22 protein-coding genes are annotated in these 19,764 nt (G+C 64.6%); 11 read left to right on the top strand and 11 right to left on the bottom strand.

The features are described 5' to 3' along the window. Positions 1-21: 21 nt before the first annotated feature. Positions 22-1,950, bottom strand: a complete 1,929-nt coding sequence (locus tag OC450_RS12105; protein ID WP_211381526.1) for a diguanylate cyclase — start codon at positions 1,948-1,950, stop codon at positions 22-24. Between the two features lie 712 nt (positions 1,951-2,662). Between OC450_RS12105 and OC450_RS12100 the strand changes: the two genes are divergently transcribed. Then, entirely contained in the window at positions 2,663-3,586 is a 924-nt protein-coding gene (locus OC450_RS12100; protein WP_262047943.1) for an AraC family transcriptional regulator, read from the top strand. A 79-nt stretch (positions 3,587-3,665) separates the two neighbouring features. On the opposite strand, the gene OC450_RS12095 is transcribed toward OC450_RS12100, so the two are convergent. From OC450_RS12095 to OC450_RS12085, 3 genes are all read right to left on the bottom strand, one after another. Further along, positions 3,666-5,714, bottom strand: coding sequence for an elongation factor G (locus OC450_RS12095; RefSeq protein WP_262047942.1), 2,049 nt, complete (start codon positions 5,712-5,714; stop codon positions 3,666-3,668). Positions 5,715-5,866: 152 nt separating this feature from the next. Then, positions 5,867-6,346, bottom strand: a complete 480-nt coding sequence (locus tag OC450_RS12090; protein ID WP_211381523.1) for a DUF992 domain-containing protein — start codon at positions 6,344-6,346, stop codon at positions 5,867-5,869. A 157-nt stretch (positions 6,347-6,503) separates the two neighbouring features. Then, on the bottom strand, positions 6,504-7,706 hold the full coding sequence (locus OC450_RS12085) for a pyridoxal phosphate-dependent aminotransferase (protein ID WP_211381522.1): 1,203 nt from the start codon (positions 7,704-7,706) through the stop codon (positions 6,504-6,506). 559 nt (positions 7,707-8,265) lie between these two features. Between OC450_RS12085 and OC450_RS12080 the strand changes: the two genes are divergently transcribed. The 6 genes from OC450_RS12080 to OC450_RS12055 all read left to right on the top strand — a co-directional run bounded on the left by OC450_RS12080 (position 8,266) and on the right by OC450_RS12055 (position 12,163). Further along, positions 8,266-8,916, top strand: coding sequence for a glutathione S-transferase family protein (locus OC450_RS12080; protein WP_211381521.1), 651 nt, complete (start codon positions 8,266-8,268; stop codon positions 8,914-8,916). Between the two features lie 152 nt (positions 8,917-9,068). Beyond that, positions 9,069-9,245: a hypothetical protein gene (locus OC450_RS12075; protein ID WP_211381520.1), complete on the top strand. Its 177-nt coding sequence runs from the start codon at positions 9,069-9,071 to the stop codon at positions 9,243-9,245. Positions 9,246-9,282: 37 nt separating this feature from the next. Then, complete coding sequence (locus OC450_RS12070; protein WP_211382440.1) at positions 9,283-9,477, top strand: hypothetical protein; 195 nt, start codon at positions 9,283-9,285, stop codon at positions 9,475-9,477. A 129-nt stretch (positions 9,478-9,606) separates the two neighbouring features. Then, positions 9,607-10,419, top strand: a complete 813-nt coding sequence (locus OC450_RS12065; RefSeq protein ID WP_262047941.1) for a PAS-domain containing protein — start codon at positions 9,607-9,609, stop codon at positions 10,417-10,419. Between the two features lie 90 nt (positions 10,420-10,509). After that, positions 10,510-10,965 (top strand): GNAT family N-acetyltransferase, encoded by a 456-nt coding sequence (locus OC450_RS12060; RefSeq protein WP_262047940.1) that lies wholly within the window; start codon positions 10,510-10,512, stop codon positions 10,963-10,965. A 256-nt stretch (positions 10,966-11,221) separates the two neighbouring features. Further along, positions 11,222-12,163, top strand: a complete 942-nt coding sequence (locus OC450_RS12055) for an aldo/keto reductase (protein ID WP_211381517.1) — start codon at positions 11,222-11,224, stop codon at positions 12,161-12,163. Between the two features lie 18 nt (positions 12,164-12,181). On the opposite strand, the gene OC450_RS12050 is transcribed toward OC450_RS12055, so the two are convergent. The 4 genes from OC450_RS12050 to OC450_RS12035 all read right to left on the bottom strand — a co-directional run bounded on the left by OC450_RS12050 (position 12,182) and on the right by OC450_RS12035 (position 15,798). Further along, a complete protein-coding gene (locus OC450_RS12050; RefSeq protein WP_262047939.1) occupies positions 12,182-12,505 on the bottom strand; it encodes an antibiotic biosynthesis monooxygenase family protein in 324 nt (107 codons plus the stop codon). Between the two features lie 12 nt (positions 12,506-12,517). Continuing rightward, positions 12,518-12,946: an endonuclease domain-containing protein gene (locus OC450_RS12045; RefSeq protein ID WP_262047938.1), complete on the bottom strand. Its 429-nt coding sequence runs from the start codon at positions 12,944-12,946 to the stop codon at positions 12,518-12,520. Between the two features lie 63 nt (positions 12,947-13,009). Beyond that, complete coding sequence (locus OC450_RS12040) at positions 13,010-14,227, bottom strand: DUF1501 domain-containing protein (protein WP_262048008.1); 1,218 nt, start codon at positions 14,225-14,227, stop codon at positions 13,010-13,012. Between the two features lie 2 nt (positions 14,228-14,229). Next, a complete protein-coding gene (locus OC450_RS12035; RefSeq protein WP_256807015.1) occupies positions 14,230-15,798 on the bottom strand; it encodes a DUF1800 domain-containing protein in 1,569 nt (522 codons plus the stop codon). A gap of 115 nt (positions 15,799-15,913) precedes the next feature. Between OC450_RS12035 and OC450_RS12030 the strand changes: the two genes are divergently transcribed. Next, the gene (locus OC450_RS12030) at positions 15,914-16,120 is read left to right on the top strand and encodes a cysteine-rich CWC family protein (RefSeq protein ID WP_262047937.1); all 207 of its coding nucleotides are present in this window, start codon (positions 15,914-15,916) and stop codon (positions 16,118-16,120) included. Between the two features lie 32 nt (positions 16,121-16,152). On the opposite strand, the gene OC450_RS12025 is transcribed toward OC450_RS12030, so the two are convergent. The 3 genes from OC450_RS12025 to OC450_RS12015 all read right to left on the bottom strand — a co-directional run bounded on the left by OC450_RS12025 (position 16,153) and on the right by OC450_RS12015 (position 18,033). Next, entirely contained in the window at positions 16,153-16,851 is a 699-nt protein-coding gene (locus OC450_RS12025; protein ID WP_262047936.1) for a glutathione S-transferase family protein, read from the bottom strand. Positions 16,852-17,026: 175 nt separating this feature from the next. Beyond that, complete coding sequence (locus OC450_RS12020; RefSeq protein ID WP_211381512.1) at positions 17,027-17,257, bottom strand: hypothetical protein; 231 nt, start codon at positions 17,255-17,257, stop codon at positions 17,027-17,029. Continuing rightward, entirely contained in the window at positions 17,254-18,033 is a 780-nt protein-coding gene (locus OC450_RS12015) for a sulfite exporter TauE/SafE family protein (RefSeq protein WP_211381511.1), read from the bottom strand. Before OC450_RS12015 ends, OC450_RS12020 begins: the two co-directional genes overlap by 4 nt. Before the next feature lie 166 nt (positions 18,034-18,199). On the opposite strand from OC450_RS12015, the gene OC450_RS12010 reads away from it, so the two are divergent. From OC450_RS12010 to OC450_RS12000, 3 genes are all read left to right on the top strand, one after another. Beyond that, complete coding sequence (locus tag OC450_RS12010; protein WP_256807017.1) at positions 18,200-19,117, top strand: LysR substrate-binding domain-containing protein; 918 nt, start codon at positions 18,200-18,202, stop codon at positions 19,115-19,117. A 122-nt stretch (positions 19,118-19,239) separates the two neighbouring features. After that, a complete protein-coding gene (locus OC450_RS12005) occupies positions 19,240-19,458 on the top strand; it encodes a hypothetical protein (RefSeq protein ID WP_211381509.1) in 219 nt (72 codons plus the stop codon). Between the two features lie 46 nt (positions 19,459-19,504). Then, a complete protein-coding gene (locus tag OC450_RS12000) occupies positions 19,505-19,735 on the top strand; it encodes a hypothetical protein (protein ID WP_211381508.1) in 231 nt (76 codons plus the stop codon). Positions 19,736-19,764: the final 29 nt, after the last annotated feature.

Here is a 19,764-nt window from a genome sequence, read left to right as displayed (position 1 = left end):
GGTCTTGGCTGGGTGACTCCGTCAGGCGTCATTGGAAGTCCTCTGCAAGTCTGACAAGGACGGCACCAGGGAGGGCGTCCGCAAACGAGCGGATACCAGCCTCGAACTTGCCATCGTGCAGTCTCGCCCCTGTTCCTTAGCGTGATACAGGGCTATGTCGGCATCGCGGACGAGAGCCCGTTCATCAATCGTAGCGTCGCTCTTTTGGGCGACCCCTACGCTGATCGTCAAATAGCTTCGCGGCGCCCGCGGATGGTAGACTTGCAGCCGCCTGATCAGCACTCGAAGGGCATCGGCCACTTTGACTGCCCTCTCTTCGTCCACGCCTGGTAGAACCATGGCGAACTCCTCCCCGCCATATCGCGCCGAAAGCCCTCCTGTGTTCGCAGTAGCACTTCCAACGACTTCAGCGACGCGCTGGAGACAGTCATCACCGGCCTGATGACCCAAGGTATCATTGAAGTCTTTGAAGTGGTCGATGTCGATCAACAGCACCGAGAGAACTGGATACTTGACGTAAGCCTCGCGAAGGAAGGCGTCGAAGCTGCGCCGGTTGGCGAGCCGCGTTAGACCGTCTGTCGTGGCGAGCTGCGCCAGCTTCAGGTTGGCGGACGACAACTCGTCCTCAAGGCCCTTCTGCTCCGTGATGTCGCGAAGGACTCCAACGATCTCTAACTCACCGCCAAACGATTGCTCTGCCAGCTTGAAGTGGGCGTCCAGCCAGGCCATGGCTCCATCGCCTCGCAGCACGCGGAACCGAACTGAGCTGTAGGCCCTTGCCTGCTTCAATTCGCGGCTCGCGGCTATTACCTTTTCGCGGTCATCGTCATGCACGACATCGAGGCATGAGCGCCCCAGGAAGACGTTCTCGGTCATCCCGAGCACCGGCACCACGGACGGAGACACGTAACGGAGGACTCCGTTTCGGTCCATCACGATCACGATGTCGGCGATGTTGTCCGCCAACAGCCTGAACCGGGCCTCGCGTTCCCGCAGCGACCGCTCGAGTGCCGTCCTGAACCTCAATTGGCTGCTCAACAGCCCCGCCATCCCGATGATGATTGCCACCAGCACGCCTGCCACAACTGCGTCCGAGATGAGATCGGCACGCCAGTTAGCGAGCACTTCATTCTCCGATCGCGCCACCGTCACGACGATCTGGTATTCGGGGTCCCGCTCGTATGCGATGTATTTGGCGAGACCGTCGAACGGCGAGGTGATCTTGTAGGCTCCCGCGGAGCTTTCACTCAGGCGCTTCTGAAAGAGCGAGGTGTCGGCGAACTTTCGACCTGCTTCCACGATTGGCCAACGAGCGAGCATCGTTCCATCGGTAGACAGGAGACTGATGCCGCCCTGGGTGCCGACGCCGAAGGACGAGTAGAAACTGCTGAAGTAACCGCAGTCGATCGCGGCCACCACGACACCTGCGAACTCGCCGCTTGGCGTGGTGATCCGCTTCGACAAGATGATGGAAGGCTGGCCGCTCATCCTGGAGATGATCGGCCCCGTCACGAGCATCTTCGAGCTGGGATTGTCGCGGTGACGCGCAAAGTACGGGCGATCGGAATTGTTGTGCTCCGGCAGGCGTTCAAATGACGAGTATCGCCAGTTGCCCTCCGCGTTAAGCACGCCGATCTCTCGGATTTGCGACAGGGTTCGAGTGGTGGCGATCAGATGGGCATTGAACCGCTCTGGCAATGGATTTTGATACTTCAGCAGGTCCGCCATTCCCGTCATGGCCACGTCAGAGGCCTTGAAGGTGTTGGTCGCGTGCCGGGCGAGCGAACGAGCCAGATTGTTCAGATCTTCTTCTGCCCGGACCAGGGTTGCGTTGCGAGCGACCGAGGTCTTCCAGGAGACCAGACCAAGGACCGAGGCCAACATCAATGCCAGGAATGCGCCGACCATCAGTTGCGGCTTGCGTTGAATCGACTGATGGATATGAGCCATTGCCGTCTGGTCCGTTCGGATGCACCCGAATGATGATCATCATGCAAGGCTTCAGACCGCCTAACGATAGCCCGCTGCTTCGAGAAAAGTGCGTGCCTTCGCTAACGAGACGTTTGGAGTCCTAACGGAATCCGGCAAGCGTTCAGCTTGATCTGGATCAATGCAGATCCACCGAACGAGAATAAGATTTTACCGCTGCATTTTCCGGCCACGATGGGAGCACGCGCTATTCTCGCCGAAATCCGATAAGCGGGCCAGTTGGGCCATTAATCATTAGATGATATCCATCATAGTGCACCCTCCGTATCGCCAGCGCCCAATCGAAGCGACAAGGAAATGTTGGAATGCCCAACATAATACCCCTTCCTGCAGTCCGGGGGCCGCTTGCGCACCCCGCGGTCAAACGACTTAACGGCATCAGGGAAGCTGTTGCGAGCCTCGACACAGTGCATCTGAGCACTGCGGCTGACCTGTCTCGCGCCCTCGCGGCACTGGACGCGGCAAACAAATGTATCCGAATTGTATTGAGTGATTTTCGAGACGTGCCGACGACGGCGCAGCTGATCGAACAGTCAGCTGCTTTGAATTTGTTGATCGAATCTGCTCGCGAGAAAGTTGCTGATTTGCGACCATGCGCCACCTAAGCGCCCTTGACGGCTCTCAAGATCAAGCCGGGTGCTCCCCGGGTTTTTGCGGACTGAGACGCTCGGCGGTGCTGCGGACCGATCATTTCGCGACTTTTGAACAGTTTCGCCCGAGCGGCATCCTCGGCACTTCAAGAACGGTCGCGCTCGATCCTGCGTCAGCATCCATTCATCGCGCAACGCTGGCTTTGCCGGAGTGCCGCTTGGTGCTGCAACGATCGTTCGCTCGCGAATATGAAGGCGATCTCGGCTCTGATACCTGCGGCTTGGTCGTGCCAATGTCCGACGATCATTGCCACAGCGTAAACGGTCAGCAAGTCAGAGGCGATGGAGTTGTCCTTCTGCGGGGAATTGTGCCCTGCCGTGTGGTCGAACCGTATCCAAATACATACGCGCTGGTCCGCCTCGGGACGGCAATGCGCACGAGAGGGTGGGCGGACGTCGAGCAGGGCTTGGGCCTTTTTGGCGCCACCGCTCAACAGATGCATTATTTGCAGCGGGTCTTGTGGAACATCGCCAAAGCGGCATCCGCTTGCCCGGTAGCAGATGACTTCGCGCAACAAGCGCCTGACATGCAGGAAACACTGTACGCCGCTCTGGACGACATCCTGATCCGCCCAGACGCAATAGAATCGCGTCCGAGGTCCTATGATCGCCATCTCAAATTCGTTAGCCAGCTCGATGCCATGATCCAGGAAGCACCCGGCGTCGCGATGTACAGCGAGAACTTGGCTCTCGCCCTCGGAACTTCCGTGCGAACGTTGCAAGCCGCGATAGTGGCCGTTCACGGCATCTCGCTGCACAGATACATTCGGATAAAAAGGCTTTGGATGGTTCGCCGTGCGTTGGCAAAGGCCCACCCGGGAACCAACATCAAGGCCGCCGCTGCCGCTCATGGCTTCTGGCACATGGGGGAGTTTTCGCACACCTACAGAGTTGAGTTCGGGGAGCCGCCGTCCGAGACGCTCATGCGAGCCCGAGGAAAGGCATAGGCTGCTCACCCCACCTCCCCCTCGAGAACGGGGAGAGGTGGAGTGAGAGAGCGATGCCTCCCTTATCGCGCGAAGCCGATCACGCCGCGTGCTGATGCGCGGCGATGATCTGGTCGGCGGCGCGGCCCGTGACTTCGGCCATGTGGTCGAATGTGCGGGTGAAGCTGCCGGCGCCGGCCGTGGCCGACCGCAGCTCGACGATGAGCTCGCCTATCTCGGCTTCCGGCATCATGGCGCGGACACAGTCCCAGCCGCTCCAGCCGTCGCGGGTGTCGAAGCCTAGGATCTGGCCACGCCGCGCCGACAGGATCGCGTTGATCTTGGCGGTGGCATCGGTCGGGCAGACGATCTCGACCACGTGGATCGGCTCCAGCAACACCGACTGGCATAGCGGCAGGCCTTCGTTCAGCCCGATCCGCGCCGCGGTGCGGAAAGCGAGGTCGGAAGAATCGACGCTGTGATAGGAGCCATCGGTCAGCGTCACCTGCAAATCGGTGACGGGGAAGCCGAGCGGGCCGCGCGTGAGCCCGTCGACGACGCCCTCTTCCACCGCGCCGATGTAGTTGCGCGGCACTGCGCCGCCGACCACCTTCTCGGCGAACTTGAAGCCGTCGCCGCGCGGCAGCGGTCTGATGTCGAGCACGACGTCGCCGAACTGACCGTGGCCGCCGGACTGCTTCTTGTGGCGGCCTCGCTGGATGATCGGCTTGCGGATGGTCTCCTGGTAGCCGATCGCAGGCGGATGCGAGGTGACCTTGACGCCGAAGCGGTCGCGCAACCGCTCGCCGGCGACCCGCAAATGCATCTCGCCCTGCCCCCACAGCACGGTGTCGTGGGTCTGGGCATTCTGCACGACCACCAGCGAGGGGTCCTCCTCGTGCAGCCGCGCCATCGCCTGGCCGAGCTTCACATCGTCCTTGCGATCGGTGGCAGCGATCGAGACCGCGAGCACCGGCGCTGTCGGCTCCGCGGCGACCAGCGCTGCCGGCGGCGACTTGCCGTTCGAGACCGTGTCGCCGGTCTTGATCAGATCGAGCTTGGCGAGCGCCACCGTGTCGCCGGCGTCCGCCGCGGCACGCTTGGTGTCGTAGGCGCCGGTGACGGCGAGGATGCCGGAGATGCGGCTGGTCCCGCCGGAGGAGGATTGCAGCGTGGCACCGTCGTCGAGATGGCCGGCGAGCAGCCGTGTCAGCGAGAGCTTGCCGCCGTGCTGGGAATGCAGCGTCTTGAAGACGAAGCCGAGCGCGTCCTTGCTCTCGGAAACGCCGAGACGTTTTGCGGTTTCCTCAATGCCGGGCGCCTCGTGACGCAGCGCCTTCATCAAGCGCAGCACGCCGTTCTCGCGCGCGGCCGCGCCCAGCAGCACGGGACAGATCAGCCCTTCGCGCAATTCACGGGCGAGATCGTCGAACACGGCATCACGCGGCGGCTGGATGTCCTCGAGCAATTGTTCCATCAGCGCATCGTCGTGATCGGCGAGCTTCTCCAGCATCGAGAAGCGGGCTTCCTTCTCGCGATCGAGATCGCCGCCTTCGAGCCCGATGACCTCGGAAGCCTTGTGCTCGCGATAGATGAACGCACGCTCCAGGGCGAGATCGACGAAGCCCTCGATCAGATCGTCCTTCCAGATCGGGATCTGGCGCAGCACCAGCGGCACGCGCGAGGCGGGCTGGAGCGTTGCGAGCGTCTCGCGGATGCGCTTGTTGGCGCGGTCGATCTTGTTGAGGAACAGGAAACGCGGGATCTTCATCTCCTCCAGCTCGCGCAGGATGATCTGAAGTTGCGGCAGCTTCTTCTCGTCGGCTTCGCAGACCACGATTGCGGCGTCGACCGCGGGCAACGCGGCGCGCATGTCGTGGGCGAACTCGACGGAACCCGGACAATCGAGGAAGGTGTAGCTGTCGCCCATGAAACTCGTGGTGGCGGCAGTCAGCCCGACGGTCATCTTGTGATGGCGGGCCTCGGGCGCGGCGTCGCCGACGGAAGTTCCGGCATCGACGCTGCCGGCGCGCGGGATGGCGCCCGTTCGCGCCAGTATTGCTTCGAGAAGTGTGGTTTTACCGCTTTGGAAAGGGCCCACCAGCGCTATGCACCGTGGACCTCGGGGACTTCTGACGTCTTGTCCCATTTCGCCGCCTCCTTGGTGTGGAGCTCGGCCCATGATTGGGTCGGCAAACGCAGATGCTCTGCCCGTCCCCGAGATTTGGCAAGCGTCAAACGTCGCTGCGGTGCGTCGATGCCGGGATCGTGCCGGCCGGCGCGATTCCCGTCGCGAATTCGTCAACGGCCCGGACGAAGTTCCAGGCTCTCGAGGCCGGCGGCGACGTTGAGGCCGACCTGGCCCTGCACGCTGAGCGGCTGGAGCGCGATCGAATTGTTGGAGCCGCCGACCAGCACGTTGCCGCCGAGGCCGACGCCGACCGACGCGCTGCCCTGCGCGCCCGCATAGGTGCCGGAGAGATCGCCCGGTCCGAGCCGGTCGACCGGTGCGAACACGCCCCAGGCCAGCGCCGTCTCCTGGGTGATGCCGATGTCGAGGCCGACCTTGCGAATGGTCGCGACGTAGCGGTCTTCGGGCAAACCCTCGGCGCGCAGCACGCAGCCGAGATGAGTCACCGATCCCACCACGAAGCCGACGCTGGCACCGCCGCGGCATTCGAGCACGCCGACCCGCACCATCCGCTGTTGCGCGCTCGTGCTCGCGACGGACGCAACGAGGCTGGCGGCAGCGAGCCCCGCGAAGATGAACGAACGACGCATGAAATGTCTCCGGCGATGAATGCGATGCGAGCAGAAAGGGCGCGGTAAAAGCCGCGCGGGAGTTCTATGCCACAAGTGTGATGCCGGTGCCAGATTTCGTGAAGCAATAAAAAAGGCCCGCCGAAGCGGGCCTTGTCGATGTGTTGTCGCGACAGGCTCAGCGAAGATTGCCGCAGAAGCGCTGGATACGCTTGCAGGCATCTTCGAGGTCCGAGGTCGCGGTCGCGTAGGAGATGCGGAACGCGGGTCCAAGGCCGAAGGCCGAGCCCTGCACCACAGCGACGCCTTCGGTCTCCAGCAGCTCGGTGACGAAGGTCTCGTCATTGTCGATCACTTTGCCCGACGGCGCGGTCTTGCCTATCGTCCCGGCGCAGGACGGATAGACGTAGAACGCACCCTCGGGACGCGGGCACTCGATGCCCTTGGCCTGGTTCAGCATGGAGACGACGAGGTCGCGACGCTCCTTGAACACCTTGTTGTTGGCGGGGATGAAGTCCTGCGGACCGTTCAGCGCTTCCACCGCGGCCCATTGCGCAATCGACGACGGGTTCGAGGTCGATTGCGACTGGATGGTCGCCATTGCCTTGATGAGCTGCGCCGGACCGCCGGCATAGCCGATGCGCCAGCCGGTCATGCAATAGGCCTTCGACACGCCGTTCACGGTGAGCGTGCGGTCGTAGAGCTTCGGCTCGACCTGCGCGACCGTGGTGAACTGGAAGTCGTCGTAAACGAGGTGCTCGTACATGTCGTCGGTCATCACCCACACATGCGGATGCCTCACCAGCACGTCGGTGAGCGCCTTCAGCTCGGTCCTGGTGTAGGCAGCTCCCGTCGGGTTCGACGGCGAGCACAGGATCACCCATTTGGTCTTCGGCGTGATCGCGCGCTCGAGCGCCTCGGCCTGAAGCTTGAAGCCGGTCGCGGCGGTGCAGACCACCGACACCGGCTCGCCGCCGGCGAGCGCCACCATCTCGGGATAGCTGACCCAGTACGGCGCGGGGATGATCACCTCGTCGCCCGGATTGATGGTCGCCATCAGCGCATTGTACAGCACCTGCTTGCCGCCGGTGCCGACGATGATCTGGTTCGGCTTGTAGACGACGCCGTTCTCGCGCTGGAATTTCGCGATGATGGCTTCCTTCAACTCGGGGATGCCGTCGACCGCGGTGTACTTGGTCTTGCCGGCTTCGATGGCGTGGATCGCGGCCAGCTTGATGTTGGCGGGCGTATCGAAGTCGGGCTCGCCGGCGCCGAGGCCGATGACGTTGCGGCCCGCCGCTTTCAGCGCACGTGCTTTATCCGTGACCGCGATGGTCGCGGACGGCTTCACACGGTCGAGCGCAGCGGCAAGGAAGGACATCGTCATCTCCTGACAAGCGTCGTGAACCCTTTGGCTTCACGACTCTGATTGTGGGAATGAGTGACCTTAAAACGAGTGCCGCTGCACCGCAAGAAACTTCGGTCCGAACTTCGGTCCGATCTTGCAAAAGTTTGCGGATCCGGAGCGGTTCAATGCGCGATTTCCCGCAATTTCCCGCAATTTTGCCGGGCAAATCGCTCATATCCGGCAAGACCTGTCCTCGGAGCAATTTTGCGCCCATCGCAGGCCTTGAAGTCGACGGCGGTCCGACGCTCGAGAGACGGGCGGAGTGTCGGGCGGATCGACGGCGACCGAGGCGATCACGTCCGTTCAACTCTCTCACGCGAACGCGCCGCGCGATGTGCCCGCGCGTTGACGCAAGCGTGAACCGAATTGCATGCTCGCACGGAAATGATCTTCCGCCGCGTTGCAATGCGGTAGGGTTTTCGAGTTTTTCTACTGGCTGACCCTTGCAGCGGATTCGCATCGGCATCATTGTTTAGCCGCGTCGCGAGGCAACAAGCGCCGCGCCTTCCCGTCTTCCGGAATCATTCTCAGAATGTACAAGCTCTATTCGATGCAGCGCTCGGGCAACAGCTACAAGGTCCGCCTTGCGCTGGCGCTGTTGAACGTGCCTTACGAAGCGGTCGAGGTGGACATTCTGCGCGGCGAGAGCCGCACGCCGGACTTTCTGACCAAGAACCCGTCCGGCCAGGTGCCGCTGCTCGAGGTCGGCGACGACCGCTATCTCGCCGAGTCCAACGCCATCCTCTGGTATGTTGCCGTCGGAACACCGCTCGCGCCGGAGAACCGGATCGACCGCGCCGAAGCGCTGCAATGGATGTTCTTCGAACAGCACGCGCTGGAGCCGAACATCGGCGCCGCCTATTTCTGGCTGTCGCTGGTCAAGGGCGGCCGCGATCTCCAGACCCACTCCCTGGAAGACTGGATGGAACGTGGTTATGGGGCGCTCCAGGTGATGGAGAACCACCTCAAGACCAACGCCTATTTTGCCGCGCGGCAGCTCACGGTCGCCGACATCGCGCTGTACGGCTACACCCACCTCGCCGACCGCTGCGACTTCGATCTTTCGACCTTCCCGGCGATCCGGGACTGGCTGAAACGGGTGGAGGCTGCCCCCGGCTTCGTGGCGATGGACTGGCGACCGGCCGATGTCGAGGCCCCCGCCAGCATCGCTGCGGGCGCCTGACGGGCGCCCGCTCCAACGAATAGCGGGCACAAGCGTGACCTTTGCCGCATTGTCGCCATTTTCGGCAGGATAGCCGCCGCAATATTGCCGGTTGAAACAGGGAAATTGCGCGAGTCGCGGGTGATTCGCTCGTGCGTTGAAGGATTTAGACAATGACTCGGGCGTCCGGCACGGCAGGCTTTCAAGGCCATCCCGCTACCGTTTCGTCTTCCCGGCTGACCAACGCGGTCGCGGCCTCGCTTGCCGTCGCCGCGCTCTCGCTGTGCCTGATCGTCACCCTGACGGTGCTGTCGACCAAGGCGACCATGGCGATGGGCCTGCCGGTCTGATTCCCGTTTCATCCTGGACCCGCCTTCAAGGCGCCGCGTGGCCCGCGCCGACCGGCATCGCGACAGGACGTCGATGAAATCACCTGTGTTAGTCGTTGCAATCACCCTGACTGCGGCCATCCTCGTCGCGGCGTCGCTGTTGATATTCGTCGGCACGCGCAAAGGCCCGGGGATATCGACGCTGAACGCGCCCGCGCTGCAACAGCGCGAGCGGTCCGTGCATTTGGTCTAAAAACAACCGAAAGCTTTGCGCTTGCAGGCAAGCGCACCTTAAGCGCCCCGCACGAAATCGCATTGCGCTCCTGCAACCATGGGTCAGTCTGGCGGCCTTATCTCGTTCAGGGAGGAACGGGCCAGGCTCATGCGGTTCGGATGGCGTGCCATTTCCGGTCCGGCGCTGACGGCAGCGATCACGCTGCTGGCGATCCTGCTCGATCGTTTTGTCCCCGTCCCCTCGCCTGCGCCGCTGTTCGTCTGCGTCGTAGCCTTGGCCGGCGCATTGTCGGGCTTCGCCTCCGCCATGAGCAGCGCGGCGCTCGCGGTGATCGGCGCAGCGCTGCTGTTCCTCGCCCACGGCGCCGGCCCGTTCCATGCGCCGGCAGATCTGCTCCAACTCGGCCTGCTCGCGATCACTGCCGCGGGCACTGCGGGGATTACCGGCGTGATACGCGCGCGGCTGCTCGGCGCGTTCGCCGCCGAGCGCCGCAACCACGCCACCACGGCGCGGCTGTCGGCCGCGCTCGACCGGATCGATATCGGCATCGTGCTGCTCGATGCCGAGACGCGTGCCGAATTCATCAACCGTGCGTTCCGCGATTATTTTGCGGTGCCGGACGACGTCGCCGACGGCAGGCCGCCCTTCATCGCGCTGATGTATCACGGCCGCGACACCGGTGCATTCGAACTGCCCGAGGACGAGCTCGGCACCTTCATCGCCCAGCGCATGGAGACGGTGCGGATCGGCGATGCCACGCCGTTCGACATCGCCTTGCGCAACGGCGAGGTGCTGCGCTTCGTCTGTGCCGCGCTGCCCGATGGCGGCCGCATGCTGAGCTACACTCCCGTGACCGACCTCGTCCGGCACACCGATGCGCCGTCGCGCGCCGACTACTACCGCTCGCTGCGCGATCCCGCCAGCCGCAAGCTGATCCGGTACTTGCGCGTCGCGGAGTGAGGCACAAGCGCGATTGATTGATGCGCCGATCATCACGTATGAAGGACACCTCACCGGCTCTTTGCCTGGCGTCCTCCTGCGGAAGTTCACATGTCGCTCACCATTCGCTCCGTCACCAAGCAGGACTATGATCAATGGCTGCCGCTATGGGACGGCTACAACGCCTTCTACGGCCGCTCCGGCCAGACCGCGCTCGCACCCGAGGTCACGCGCATGACGTGGCAGCGCTTCTTCGACGCCTATGAGCCGGTGCATGCGCTGGTCGCCGAAGGCGACGGCCGTCTGCTCGGGCTGACGCATTACCTGTTTCATCGCAGCACCACCGCGATCGAGCCGTCGTGCTATTTGCAGGACCTGTTCACGACCGAGGCCACACGCGGCAAGGGTGTCGGCTCGGCGCTGATCCATGGCGTCTACGAGCGTGCGAAAGTCGCAGGATCCCCGCGCGTCTATTGGCAGACGCACGAGACCAATGTCACGGCACAGAGCCTGTACGACAAGGTCGCCGAGCGCTCCGGCTTCATCGTCTATCGCAAGATCTTCTGATCCTCGCGGTCGCGGCCTGTGGATAACTTTACCTGTCACCGCCGCGTAACACTCCGGGATTAGGCTGCACCTGCGTCTGATCAGGCCCCCCGTCACCGATCAAGCGCCCCAAAGCGGTCCCCGTCAGTCGCCGCGTCTGACAGGGGCCGCATTTTTTTGTCCGCTCTGCCGGCATGGCAGCAGCGCAGCGGGCCGCTTGCTGCCGCGGCGCGCGGTGGTCACAATGCGCCGCTGACCATCTCCGACAGGATCTTTCATGGAAATTCGTAATCTCGGCGCCTCCGGCCTGCGCGTGTCCGCGGTCGGGCTCGGCTGCAACAATTTCGGCCAGCGCATCGACCTGGAGGCCTCGCGCAAGGTGATCCACCGCGCGCTCGATCTCGGCATCACGCTGTTCGACACCGCCGACATCTATTCCGCAATGGGCGGATCGGAGACGGTGCTCGGCACCGTGCTCGGCGATCGCCGCAAGGACATCGTGCTGGCGACGAAATATTCCAAGCCGATGGCGGAGGACGGAACCAGGCAGGGCGCCTCCCGCCGCTACATCATGAACGCCGTCGAGGCGAGCCTGACGCGGCTGAAGACCGACTACATCGATCTCTACCAGCAGCACGATTATGATCCGCTGACGCCGATCGAGGAGAGCCTGCGCGCGCTCGACGATCTCGTCCGTCAGGGCAAGGTGCGCTACATCGGAAATTCCAACTTTCCGGCCTGGCGCATCGCGGAGGCGGAGTACGTCGCACGCGCGATGAATGTCAGCCGCTTCGTCTCCTGCCAGGACGAATATTCCCTCGTGGTGCGCGACATCGAGAAGGATTTGCTGCCGGCAGCAGCGGAATACAAGCTCGGATTATTGCCGTTCTTCCCGCTCGCAAGCGGGCTTCTGACCGGCAAATACAGGAAGGGCGAGGCCGCGCCCGGCGACACCCGCTTCGGCCAGACGCCGCGGCTGCGCGACCGCTACGTCACGCCGCGCAACGAGGACATCGTGGAGAAGCTCGCGGCCTTCGCGAAGGCGCGCGGGCACAGCATGCTCGAGCTCGCCTTCTCCTGGCTTGCCGCGCGGCCGCAAGTCTCCAGCGTGATCGCCGGCGCCACCCGCGTCGAGCAGGTCGAGGAGAACGTGAAGGCGATCGCGTGGAAGCTCGGCACGGAGGATCTCGCCGAGATCGACAAGATCACCCTGGGCTGATCCTAGCGGCGCGGCGCGTTACTTCGCGCCGCGTCCGACTGTCTGCATCACCTCGAAGCCCTCGAACTGGGGATGACCGAGATAGGTCGGCTTGGTGTCGCCAGCCCGCGCATGCGCCGCGCGAAACGCCTCGGACTTGGTCCACGCCTCGAACGCCGTGTAATTCGCCCACACCGTATGCGAGGCATACAGCGTGTGGTCCTCGAGCTCGGGGCCGCGCAGCAGATGGAATTCGACGAAGCCCGGCACCTTGTCCAGGTGGGTGTCGCGCGAAAGCCAGACCTGCTCGAAGGCGGCCTCGGAGCCCTTGCTGACGCGGAAGCGGTTCAAGGCGATGTACATCGTCGATATCTCCTACCAGGCACATAGTCGTAAGGGAGGCACCGCTCTCTCACTCCCTCGCCCCGTTCTTACGGGGAGAGGGTGGGGTGAGGGGCTCGCCTCCGCGAGTTCGGTTTGAATAATGGTCAAAACGCCCTCGATATTTCCGAGCACGTCGTTGTTCCAGAACCGAAGGATCTTATATCCTTTTTCGCGCAGGCGTTCATCCCGGATCGCATCTGCTGCCGATTCATTGTGCTGCCCGCCGTCGACTTCAATGACGATCCGCTTCTCACGGCACACGAAATCGCAGATGTAGCCGATAATAGGCTCTTGCCGGACGAACTTGTTGCCGTCGATCCGCCGACCGCGAATGCGATTCCAGAGAACCGTCTCCGCATCTGTTTGATCGACGCGCAAGCGTCGCGCGAGTCGGATGGATTTGTCGCTATGGCCGCGCATTGCCTTGCCCCTCACCCGGATCGCTGCGCGATCCGACCTCTCCCCGCAAAGAGCGGGGAGAGGTTAAGTAACCAGCCCCTTCATCGGCCTTGCGCTGGCGCTGTCTGGGAACACGGTCTCGGCCAGCACGCGGTCGGACAGGCCGAACTGGTCCTGCAGCACGCCCTTGATCACGGAGCGCAAATCGGTGGTGGGCTTGAGGTCGCGTGCCTCAAAGAGGTTGGCGGGCTTGAGGCCGGGCCAGTCGGAGATGACGCGGCCGCCCTTCACGGCGCCGCCGGCGAGCAGCGCGACGGTGGCCGTGCCGTGATCGGTGCCGTCGGTGCCGTTGATGCGCGCGGTGCGGCCAAACTCGGTGGCGACGACGACGACGGTATCGCGCCAGCGCTCCCCCAGGCCGCTCTCGAATTCGGCGAGGGCGCCATCGAGCCCACCGAGCAGGAAGGCGAGACGCCCCACAGGGCCGCCTTCATTCGCATGCGTGTCCCAGCCGTCGAAGGCGAGCGCGGCGATGCGCGGGCCGTCATCGGCCGCCATCAATTTGGCCGCGCCGCGCGCGACCTGCCGCATCTGCGCGACCTGGTTGCCGGGCTTCGGCTTCATGTCGTTGCCGCTGGCGGCCCTTTCCAGCTGAAGGCCTTGCGAGAGCACCGATGCCAGCGCGGGATCGCGGTGACGGTAGAGATCGACGAGGCGCATCGCGGTGTCGTCATCGGCCTGTGGCAGCGCCACCGGCGCCCAGCCGACGGTCGGCGCATTGCCGCGCAACACCAGTGGCGTGGTGGGGCCGACCGCAAGACCTGACGAGACGCGCTCGCCGCGCGGCAGCGCTTCGAGCGCGCGGTTGAGCCAGCCGGACTGGACGCGGCCCGGGCCGGCATAGCCGCTTTCGAGCACGTCCTGGCCGTCGAAATGCGAGCGGTCGCGATAGGGCGTCGCCACCGCGTGGATCACAGCGGCGTGCATGTCGCGATACATGCGGGCGAAATCCGGCATCGCCGGATGCAGCGCGAAGAAGCTGTCGAGCATCAGCGCGGGATGCGCGCCATCCGCCGCGAGCGCGATCGATCCGTGCAGGCCGGCATAATCGGGATCGCCGACCGGCGCGACGGTCGCGAGCCCGTCGAGCGCGCCGCGCAGGATCACCACGATCAGGCGCGGATCGCGTCCGCCCGCCGCGCGGGCGAATTTCGGCAAATAGGCCCAGGCCGCGAACGACGCTCCGCCGAGCAGAAGGCCGCGGCGCGAGGTGAGCAGCCGGTTCTCGACGCAATCGATCATCATCATCTCCGCTGCATTTCCGGCGACATCAACAGCAGCGCCAGCGCCTGCTGCCGCGACTCCGCGCGTTCGATGGTCCGCCGCGTCTCGATGGATGCCGCATCCGCCGCGGCGAATTCCAGGAGGTCGAGCGGATCGATGTTGTTACCGAGGCGCGCGCCGAGCTGTGCGGCGATATCGAGCCTGAGCTTGATGCCTTCCGGCGCGGCCCAGGCCGCAGCGGTGTCAGGGAAGCCATTGGGACCGGCCGGCGCCCACATGGGCTGGCCGAGCAGATTGAGACCGTTCAGATAGGCGCCCGGATCCTCCGGCACGCGCGCGAGCAGCCGGCCGCTCGCGACCAGGAAATCGTAAGGGCTGCGCATCTTGGTCAGCGGCGCCTTCCACGCCTCGTCGGAATCGACGAGCGCCGTCGCCATCGCCCTGAGATCGCCGTCGGTCTTGACGAAGACATCGCGCAATCGCGCAACGAGCGCGGGTGGCGGATCGTCGGCGACGAAGTGACGGACGAATTTGACGGCGACGAAATTCGCGGTCGACGGATGTCGCGCGATGTCGGCGAGCGCGGCTTCGCCCTGCGCCAGCCCCGTCGCCTCGTAGGTCTTGCCGAGCAGCGTTTGCGGCCCGGGCTGGTGCGCATTGGTGTTGAACACGAAGGAGCCGGGTGTGCCGAGCTGCCCCTGCCGGCCGGCAAAGGTCCAGCCGGTGATGATGCGCGCGAGCGAGGTGACGTCCTCCTGCGTGTAGCCGCCGCCGACGCCGAGCGTATGCAGCTCCATGATCTCGCGCGCGAGATTTTCGTTGAGCCCGCGCTTGCGATTTTGTCCCGCGCGCGACTCCGGCCCGAGCGATTGCTGGTTGTCGAGAAAGAACAGCATCGCCGGATGCTGCTCGACCGCCTTGAGCATGTCGGCGAAACGCCCGAGCACGTGCGGCCTGATCGCCTCGCGCTCGAAAGCACCGGCCCAGATTCGCGCCAGCTCACCCTTGCTCGCGGAGATGCAGAAATGATTCGACCAGAACACGACGAGACGCTCGGTGAAGCCGCACTCGACCAGCGTCGCGCGCTGCAACCGCGCCAGCGCCTCGGCGCGAAAGGTCTTCTGGATGACGTTGAGCGGCTGCGGGGCCGGCTTTGCGGCGGGCGGCGCGGCGACGTTGGGCTGCATGGCGTCCGGCCTCGCCATATTGTCGGTCGGCTTGTTGTCAATCGGCTTGGCCTCGGCCATCTGGCCGGCGATCTCGGTTGCGACTGCATTGAGCGAGAGATTGCGGCGCAGCCCGGGCTTCTGATCGGCCGGCGTCGCCGCCTCAGCCGGCGCGCCGGCTTTGGCGGCGGCCTCGCGCGCCTGCTTGACCTGATCCTGATAGGCGAACACGGCCTGCCCGAGCTGCGGCGTCGATTGCAGGCCTGGTGCTTCCAGCAGCACACCGTTGGGACGCGCGAGCTCCGCCTTCACGAAGCCGCGCGGATCGGACGCCGCATTGATGAGATCGCCCGAGGCCCCGCCGCGGGCTCCGAAGCCGAAACGATTGAGCGCAACGAGGGCGGCTTGCGAATCGCGGGCCATCGATTTGTCCTTCGCGCCGTCCTGAAGCGCTTTCCGAGCTTGCGCGCAGCGCATAATATACCGCAGCGAGAGATGAACCCGACATGAAAATGATGGCCAAGCCGTTGCGGAAATCATGACAAATCCGAAACAATCTCCAACGCCGGAACCACGCCGCCTCGCCTGCTCCCGCTGCGGCACCGAGTTCGGCTGCGATCTTTCGGGGACCTGCTGGTGCGCGGAGGAAACGGCGCGCCTGCCGATGCCAGTCAAGGGCGAGGATTGTTTGTGCCGGGAATGTCTAAGGAAGGCGGCGCGGAGCCCGGATGGTGCGCAAGCGTAATCCGGGCTGGGGCAGTATCGTAGCAACCGAGCTTACACGGCGTGCCCCGGCGACTTCCGCGCCATGCCATCGAACGCGTCGAGCAGCTTCTCACGCCAGGCATACACCGGATCATCGGCTTCCAGCAGCTTGAACGGGCTCGTCACCCGCGCCCATTGAAAACCGCCGAACACGATGTAGTCGGCATAGTTCGGCGCATCGCCGCCGATGAAGGGCTGCTTCTTCAGCGTCTGCCGCATCACTTCGAGCGACTTGCGGAAGGCGACCACGGCCGCGTCGCGGCTGGCCATGATCTCTTCCAGGGTCTTGCCGCCAAAGCGCGCCTCGCGCGACTTGCGGAAATAGTCCGCGTCGACGTCCGCCAGATTCTTCGGGATGTCGGCGATGATCAGCGGAAAGATGCCGCCGACGATGGCGATGTCGCCCCAGGCGTTGAGCATGCGCGCCATGGCGCGGCCGCCTGTGCCGCCGAACAGCGACGGGCGATCAGGGAAATTGTCTTCGAGATAGTTCGCGATCGCCCAGGAATCGACGACGGGCTTGTCGTGATGCAGGAGCACAGGCACCTTCTCCGAGCCGTGCGGCGCGATCGCGCTCTTCTCGGTGAAGCGCCAGGGCAGGGATTCCGCCGAAAGCCCCTTGTGCGCCAGCGCCATCCGCGTGCGCCAGCAATACGGGCTGAACGGGCGCGAGGCGTCGGTGCCGACGAGTTCGAAGAGCTTGAGTGACATGGAAAGGCAACTCCCGCCGGACCCCATCCTGAGGAGCGCGGAACGCGCGTCTCGAAGGATGAAGGCCCGATCTCGGCCTCGCCCTTCGAGACGCGCGCAAGATGCGCGCTCCTCAGGGTGAGGGTCTCCCATTCTGGATTGCTTCGCTCGCGCTCGCAATGATGATGTGGAGACATCACCGCCCATTCATTCGCAGCAACTTCTCGCCGTCCTGTGTCACTGCGATGATCAGCCCGATGCCGGGCAGCGTCTCGCGCGCGACATAGCCGCGCTCGGCGGCGTCTTCCCAGATGGTGAGGCGCGGGCACGAGGTCTTCCAGGTCGCGATCACCTCGGCATAGGCGCGCGGCTCGCGTGCGACCCATTCGACGAAATCCAGCACCAGCGGATCGGCGGTCTCGCTCATTGCAAACCTCCCTTGTCGAAAGCCGCCAGCACCGGCGTGCGAACCAGCAGCCAGCCGCCATAGGCGATGTAGTAGCAGGCTATGGTGGTGATCAGCTTGTTCGACCAGGCCACGAATTGCTGGTCGGTCATGGCTTCGAGGATGCGCCGCGCCAGCGTCGTGCCGAGCATGGAGGCGAGGACCGCGACGCCGGCGAGCACGGGATCGAGCGTCGCGGCCTGGTCGATGATGCCGCCGAAATAGATCAGCTTGGTGAAATGGCTGACGAGCTGGCACATCGCCTTGGTCGCGACCTTCTCGCGCCGGCCAAAATCGCCGCCGAGGAAGAAAGTGTCGAGCAGCGGCCCCGAGACGCCGGTCATCAGCATGAGGCCCATGCAGATCGTGCCGTAGACCGCGCCCTGCGAGAGACGGTCGGGATCCGGCTTGATGTTCGCGGGCAGCAGCCGCGCCATGAACGGGGTGATGCCGAGCAGCAGCAGCGCCATCGGCTTGTCCGGCACGTAGCGGGTGAGCGACCAGGCCGCGAGCGCGACGGCAGCGCCGACCATATAGTTCGCGACCGGCCGCCAGCGGATATGCGCGCGCCACAGAAACGCGCGCCAGCCGTTCGAGGCCATCTGCGTGATCGCGTGCAGCACCATCGCGGTCGGCAGCGGCATCAGGGCCAGCAGCACCCCGATCAGGATCAGCCCGCCAGCCATGCCGAACAGCCCGGACAGGAAGGCGGTGCCGACCATCAGCAATCCAAGGGCCGCGATCATGATGGGCGTCAAGGGGGCTCTCCCGTGGTTGACCCGTCGGGGACGCAAGCTGCGCGTGCCCCCTCGTCCAGGCCTTCAACACATCGGCTGGAATTACGCCGATATTTCTGCCCCGCTTGCCCTGCCTTCGCAAACTGAGTTATCTTGGCCTGGCATCAGCTTTCCTGAGGGTGGTCATTTGCGGCGGCTGCTGTTTCTCAACGGCATCAAGGCGTTCGAGGCGGCGGCGCGCACCGGCAGCTTTGCCGCGGCCGGGCTCGAGCTCAGCGTATCGGCGGCCGCCGTCAGCCGCATGGTGCATATCCTGGAAGAACGGCTCGGCGTCGCGCTGTTCGAGCGCAAGGCCAACAAGCTGGTGCTGACGCAGGCCGGCCGCGCCTATCAGAGCGGGCTGACGCCAATCTTCGACGCGCTGGCGAGCCTCACCGCGCAGGTGACGGCGCCGTCCGGCGTCCGCGTGCTCACCATCGGCGTCGGCCACACCTTTGCGATGCGCTGGCTGATCCCGCGGCTGTCGGAGTTTCGCAGCGAGGAGCCCGACATCGAGGTGCGCTTCACCACCGGCGGCGCGGCGGTGCCGTTCGGCGAGGACTGGAGCTGCGGCATCAAGCTCGGCACCGGCGACTGGCCGGGGCTGGTCGCCGAGCCCCTGTTTGCCGGCGACCTCACGCCGGTCTGCGTGCCTCGCCTCGCCGCGAGCCTGAAGCGCCCGGCCGACCTCAAGGGCCCCAGCCTGATCCGCGTCGAGCATTCGCCGGAGGACTGGCCGACCTGGCTGAAGGCTTCAGGCCTCACAAGGATCAGCGCGCGCGGCCCGGAGTTCCAGTTCTACGGCCAGGCGCTCCAGGCCGCCGCCGACGGCCTCGGCATCGCCATGGGCATCCGGCCCTATATCGACGACGATCTTGCCGCCGGCCGGCTGGTGGCGCCGTTCGACCTTTCGGTGCCCAAGGGCATGCGCTGGTACCTGCTCTATCGTAGCTTCCAGACTGAGCAGCGCGACTTCGCCGCGTTCCGCCGCTGGATCATGCGCGCGGCGTCGGAACCCGCCGCTCGGCCGGTCAAGCGGATCGGCCGTGGCGCGGCGCGGAACTGAAATTCAGCGGTTCCGCGGGCGAAAAAGCCCGCCGCTTGTGAACGGCTTCACATCCGGAAATCCGCAGATGTGGTCCCTTGACCCTCCAACAAGACACTTACGGGACACTCTGGGGACTACACATGACGACCCTCTACGACGGTTTTGACATCGAATCCTTCGAGGCCGGCAAGGGCCTCTGGCATGCCCGCATCCGCCGCGCGGATCTCAGCCTCGTCGCCATCGACGGCGTGCTGTTTCCGGCTATGGAAGTCGGCTTCGCCTGGCCGGACCCCGACGCCGCGATTGCCGACGCCAAGCACCATATCGATCGCTTCCGCCGCCGTGCCGACGACGCATAAGCGAGCGGACTGCAAGGGACGGGCAGCGTAAAAGGGGGAACCGGTCATGTCAGTCATCGATTTCGAAGACGCGCCGCGGCCGAGGATCTACGACCGCACCGTGCTGTCGAAATGCCCCGAATGCGACGGCGAGCTCTCGGTGCTCCGTGTGATCGGCGGCCGTGCCGGATGCGAGTACTGGACCATGCGCTGCACCGATTGCGGCGGCATCCATCTCGACATCCTCGAGCCGCATCAGGCGGCCGGGAACGACGAGGGGCCGCCGCCGGCGGCCTGAGATTCCAGCCTGCCGCGCACGCGCTTGCG

Source organism: Bradyrhizobium sp. Bra78 (assembly GCF_024519855.1).
Taxonomy (GTDB): Bacteria; Pseudomonadota; Alphaproteobacteria; order Rhizobiales; family Xanthobacteraceae; genus Bradyrhizobium; species Bradyrhizobium japonicum_G.
Note: the sequence above shows the minus strand (reverse complement) of the source record. Positions and strands in the feature narration are given on the sequence as shown.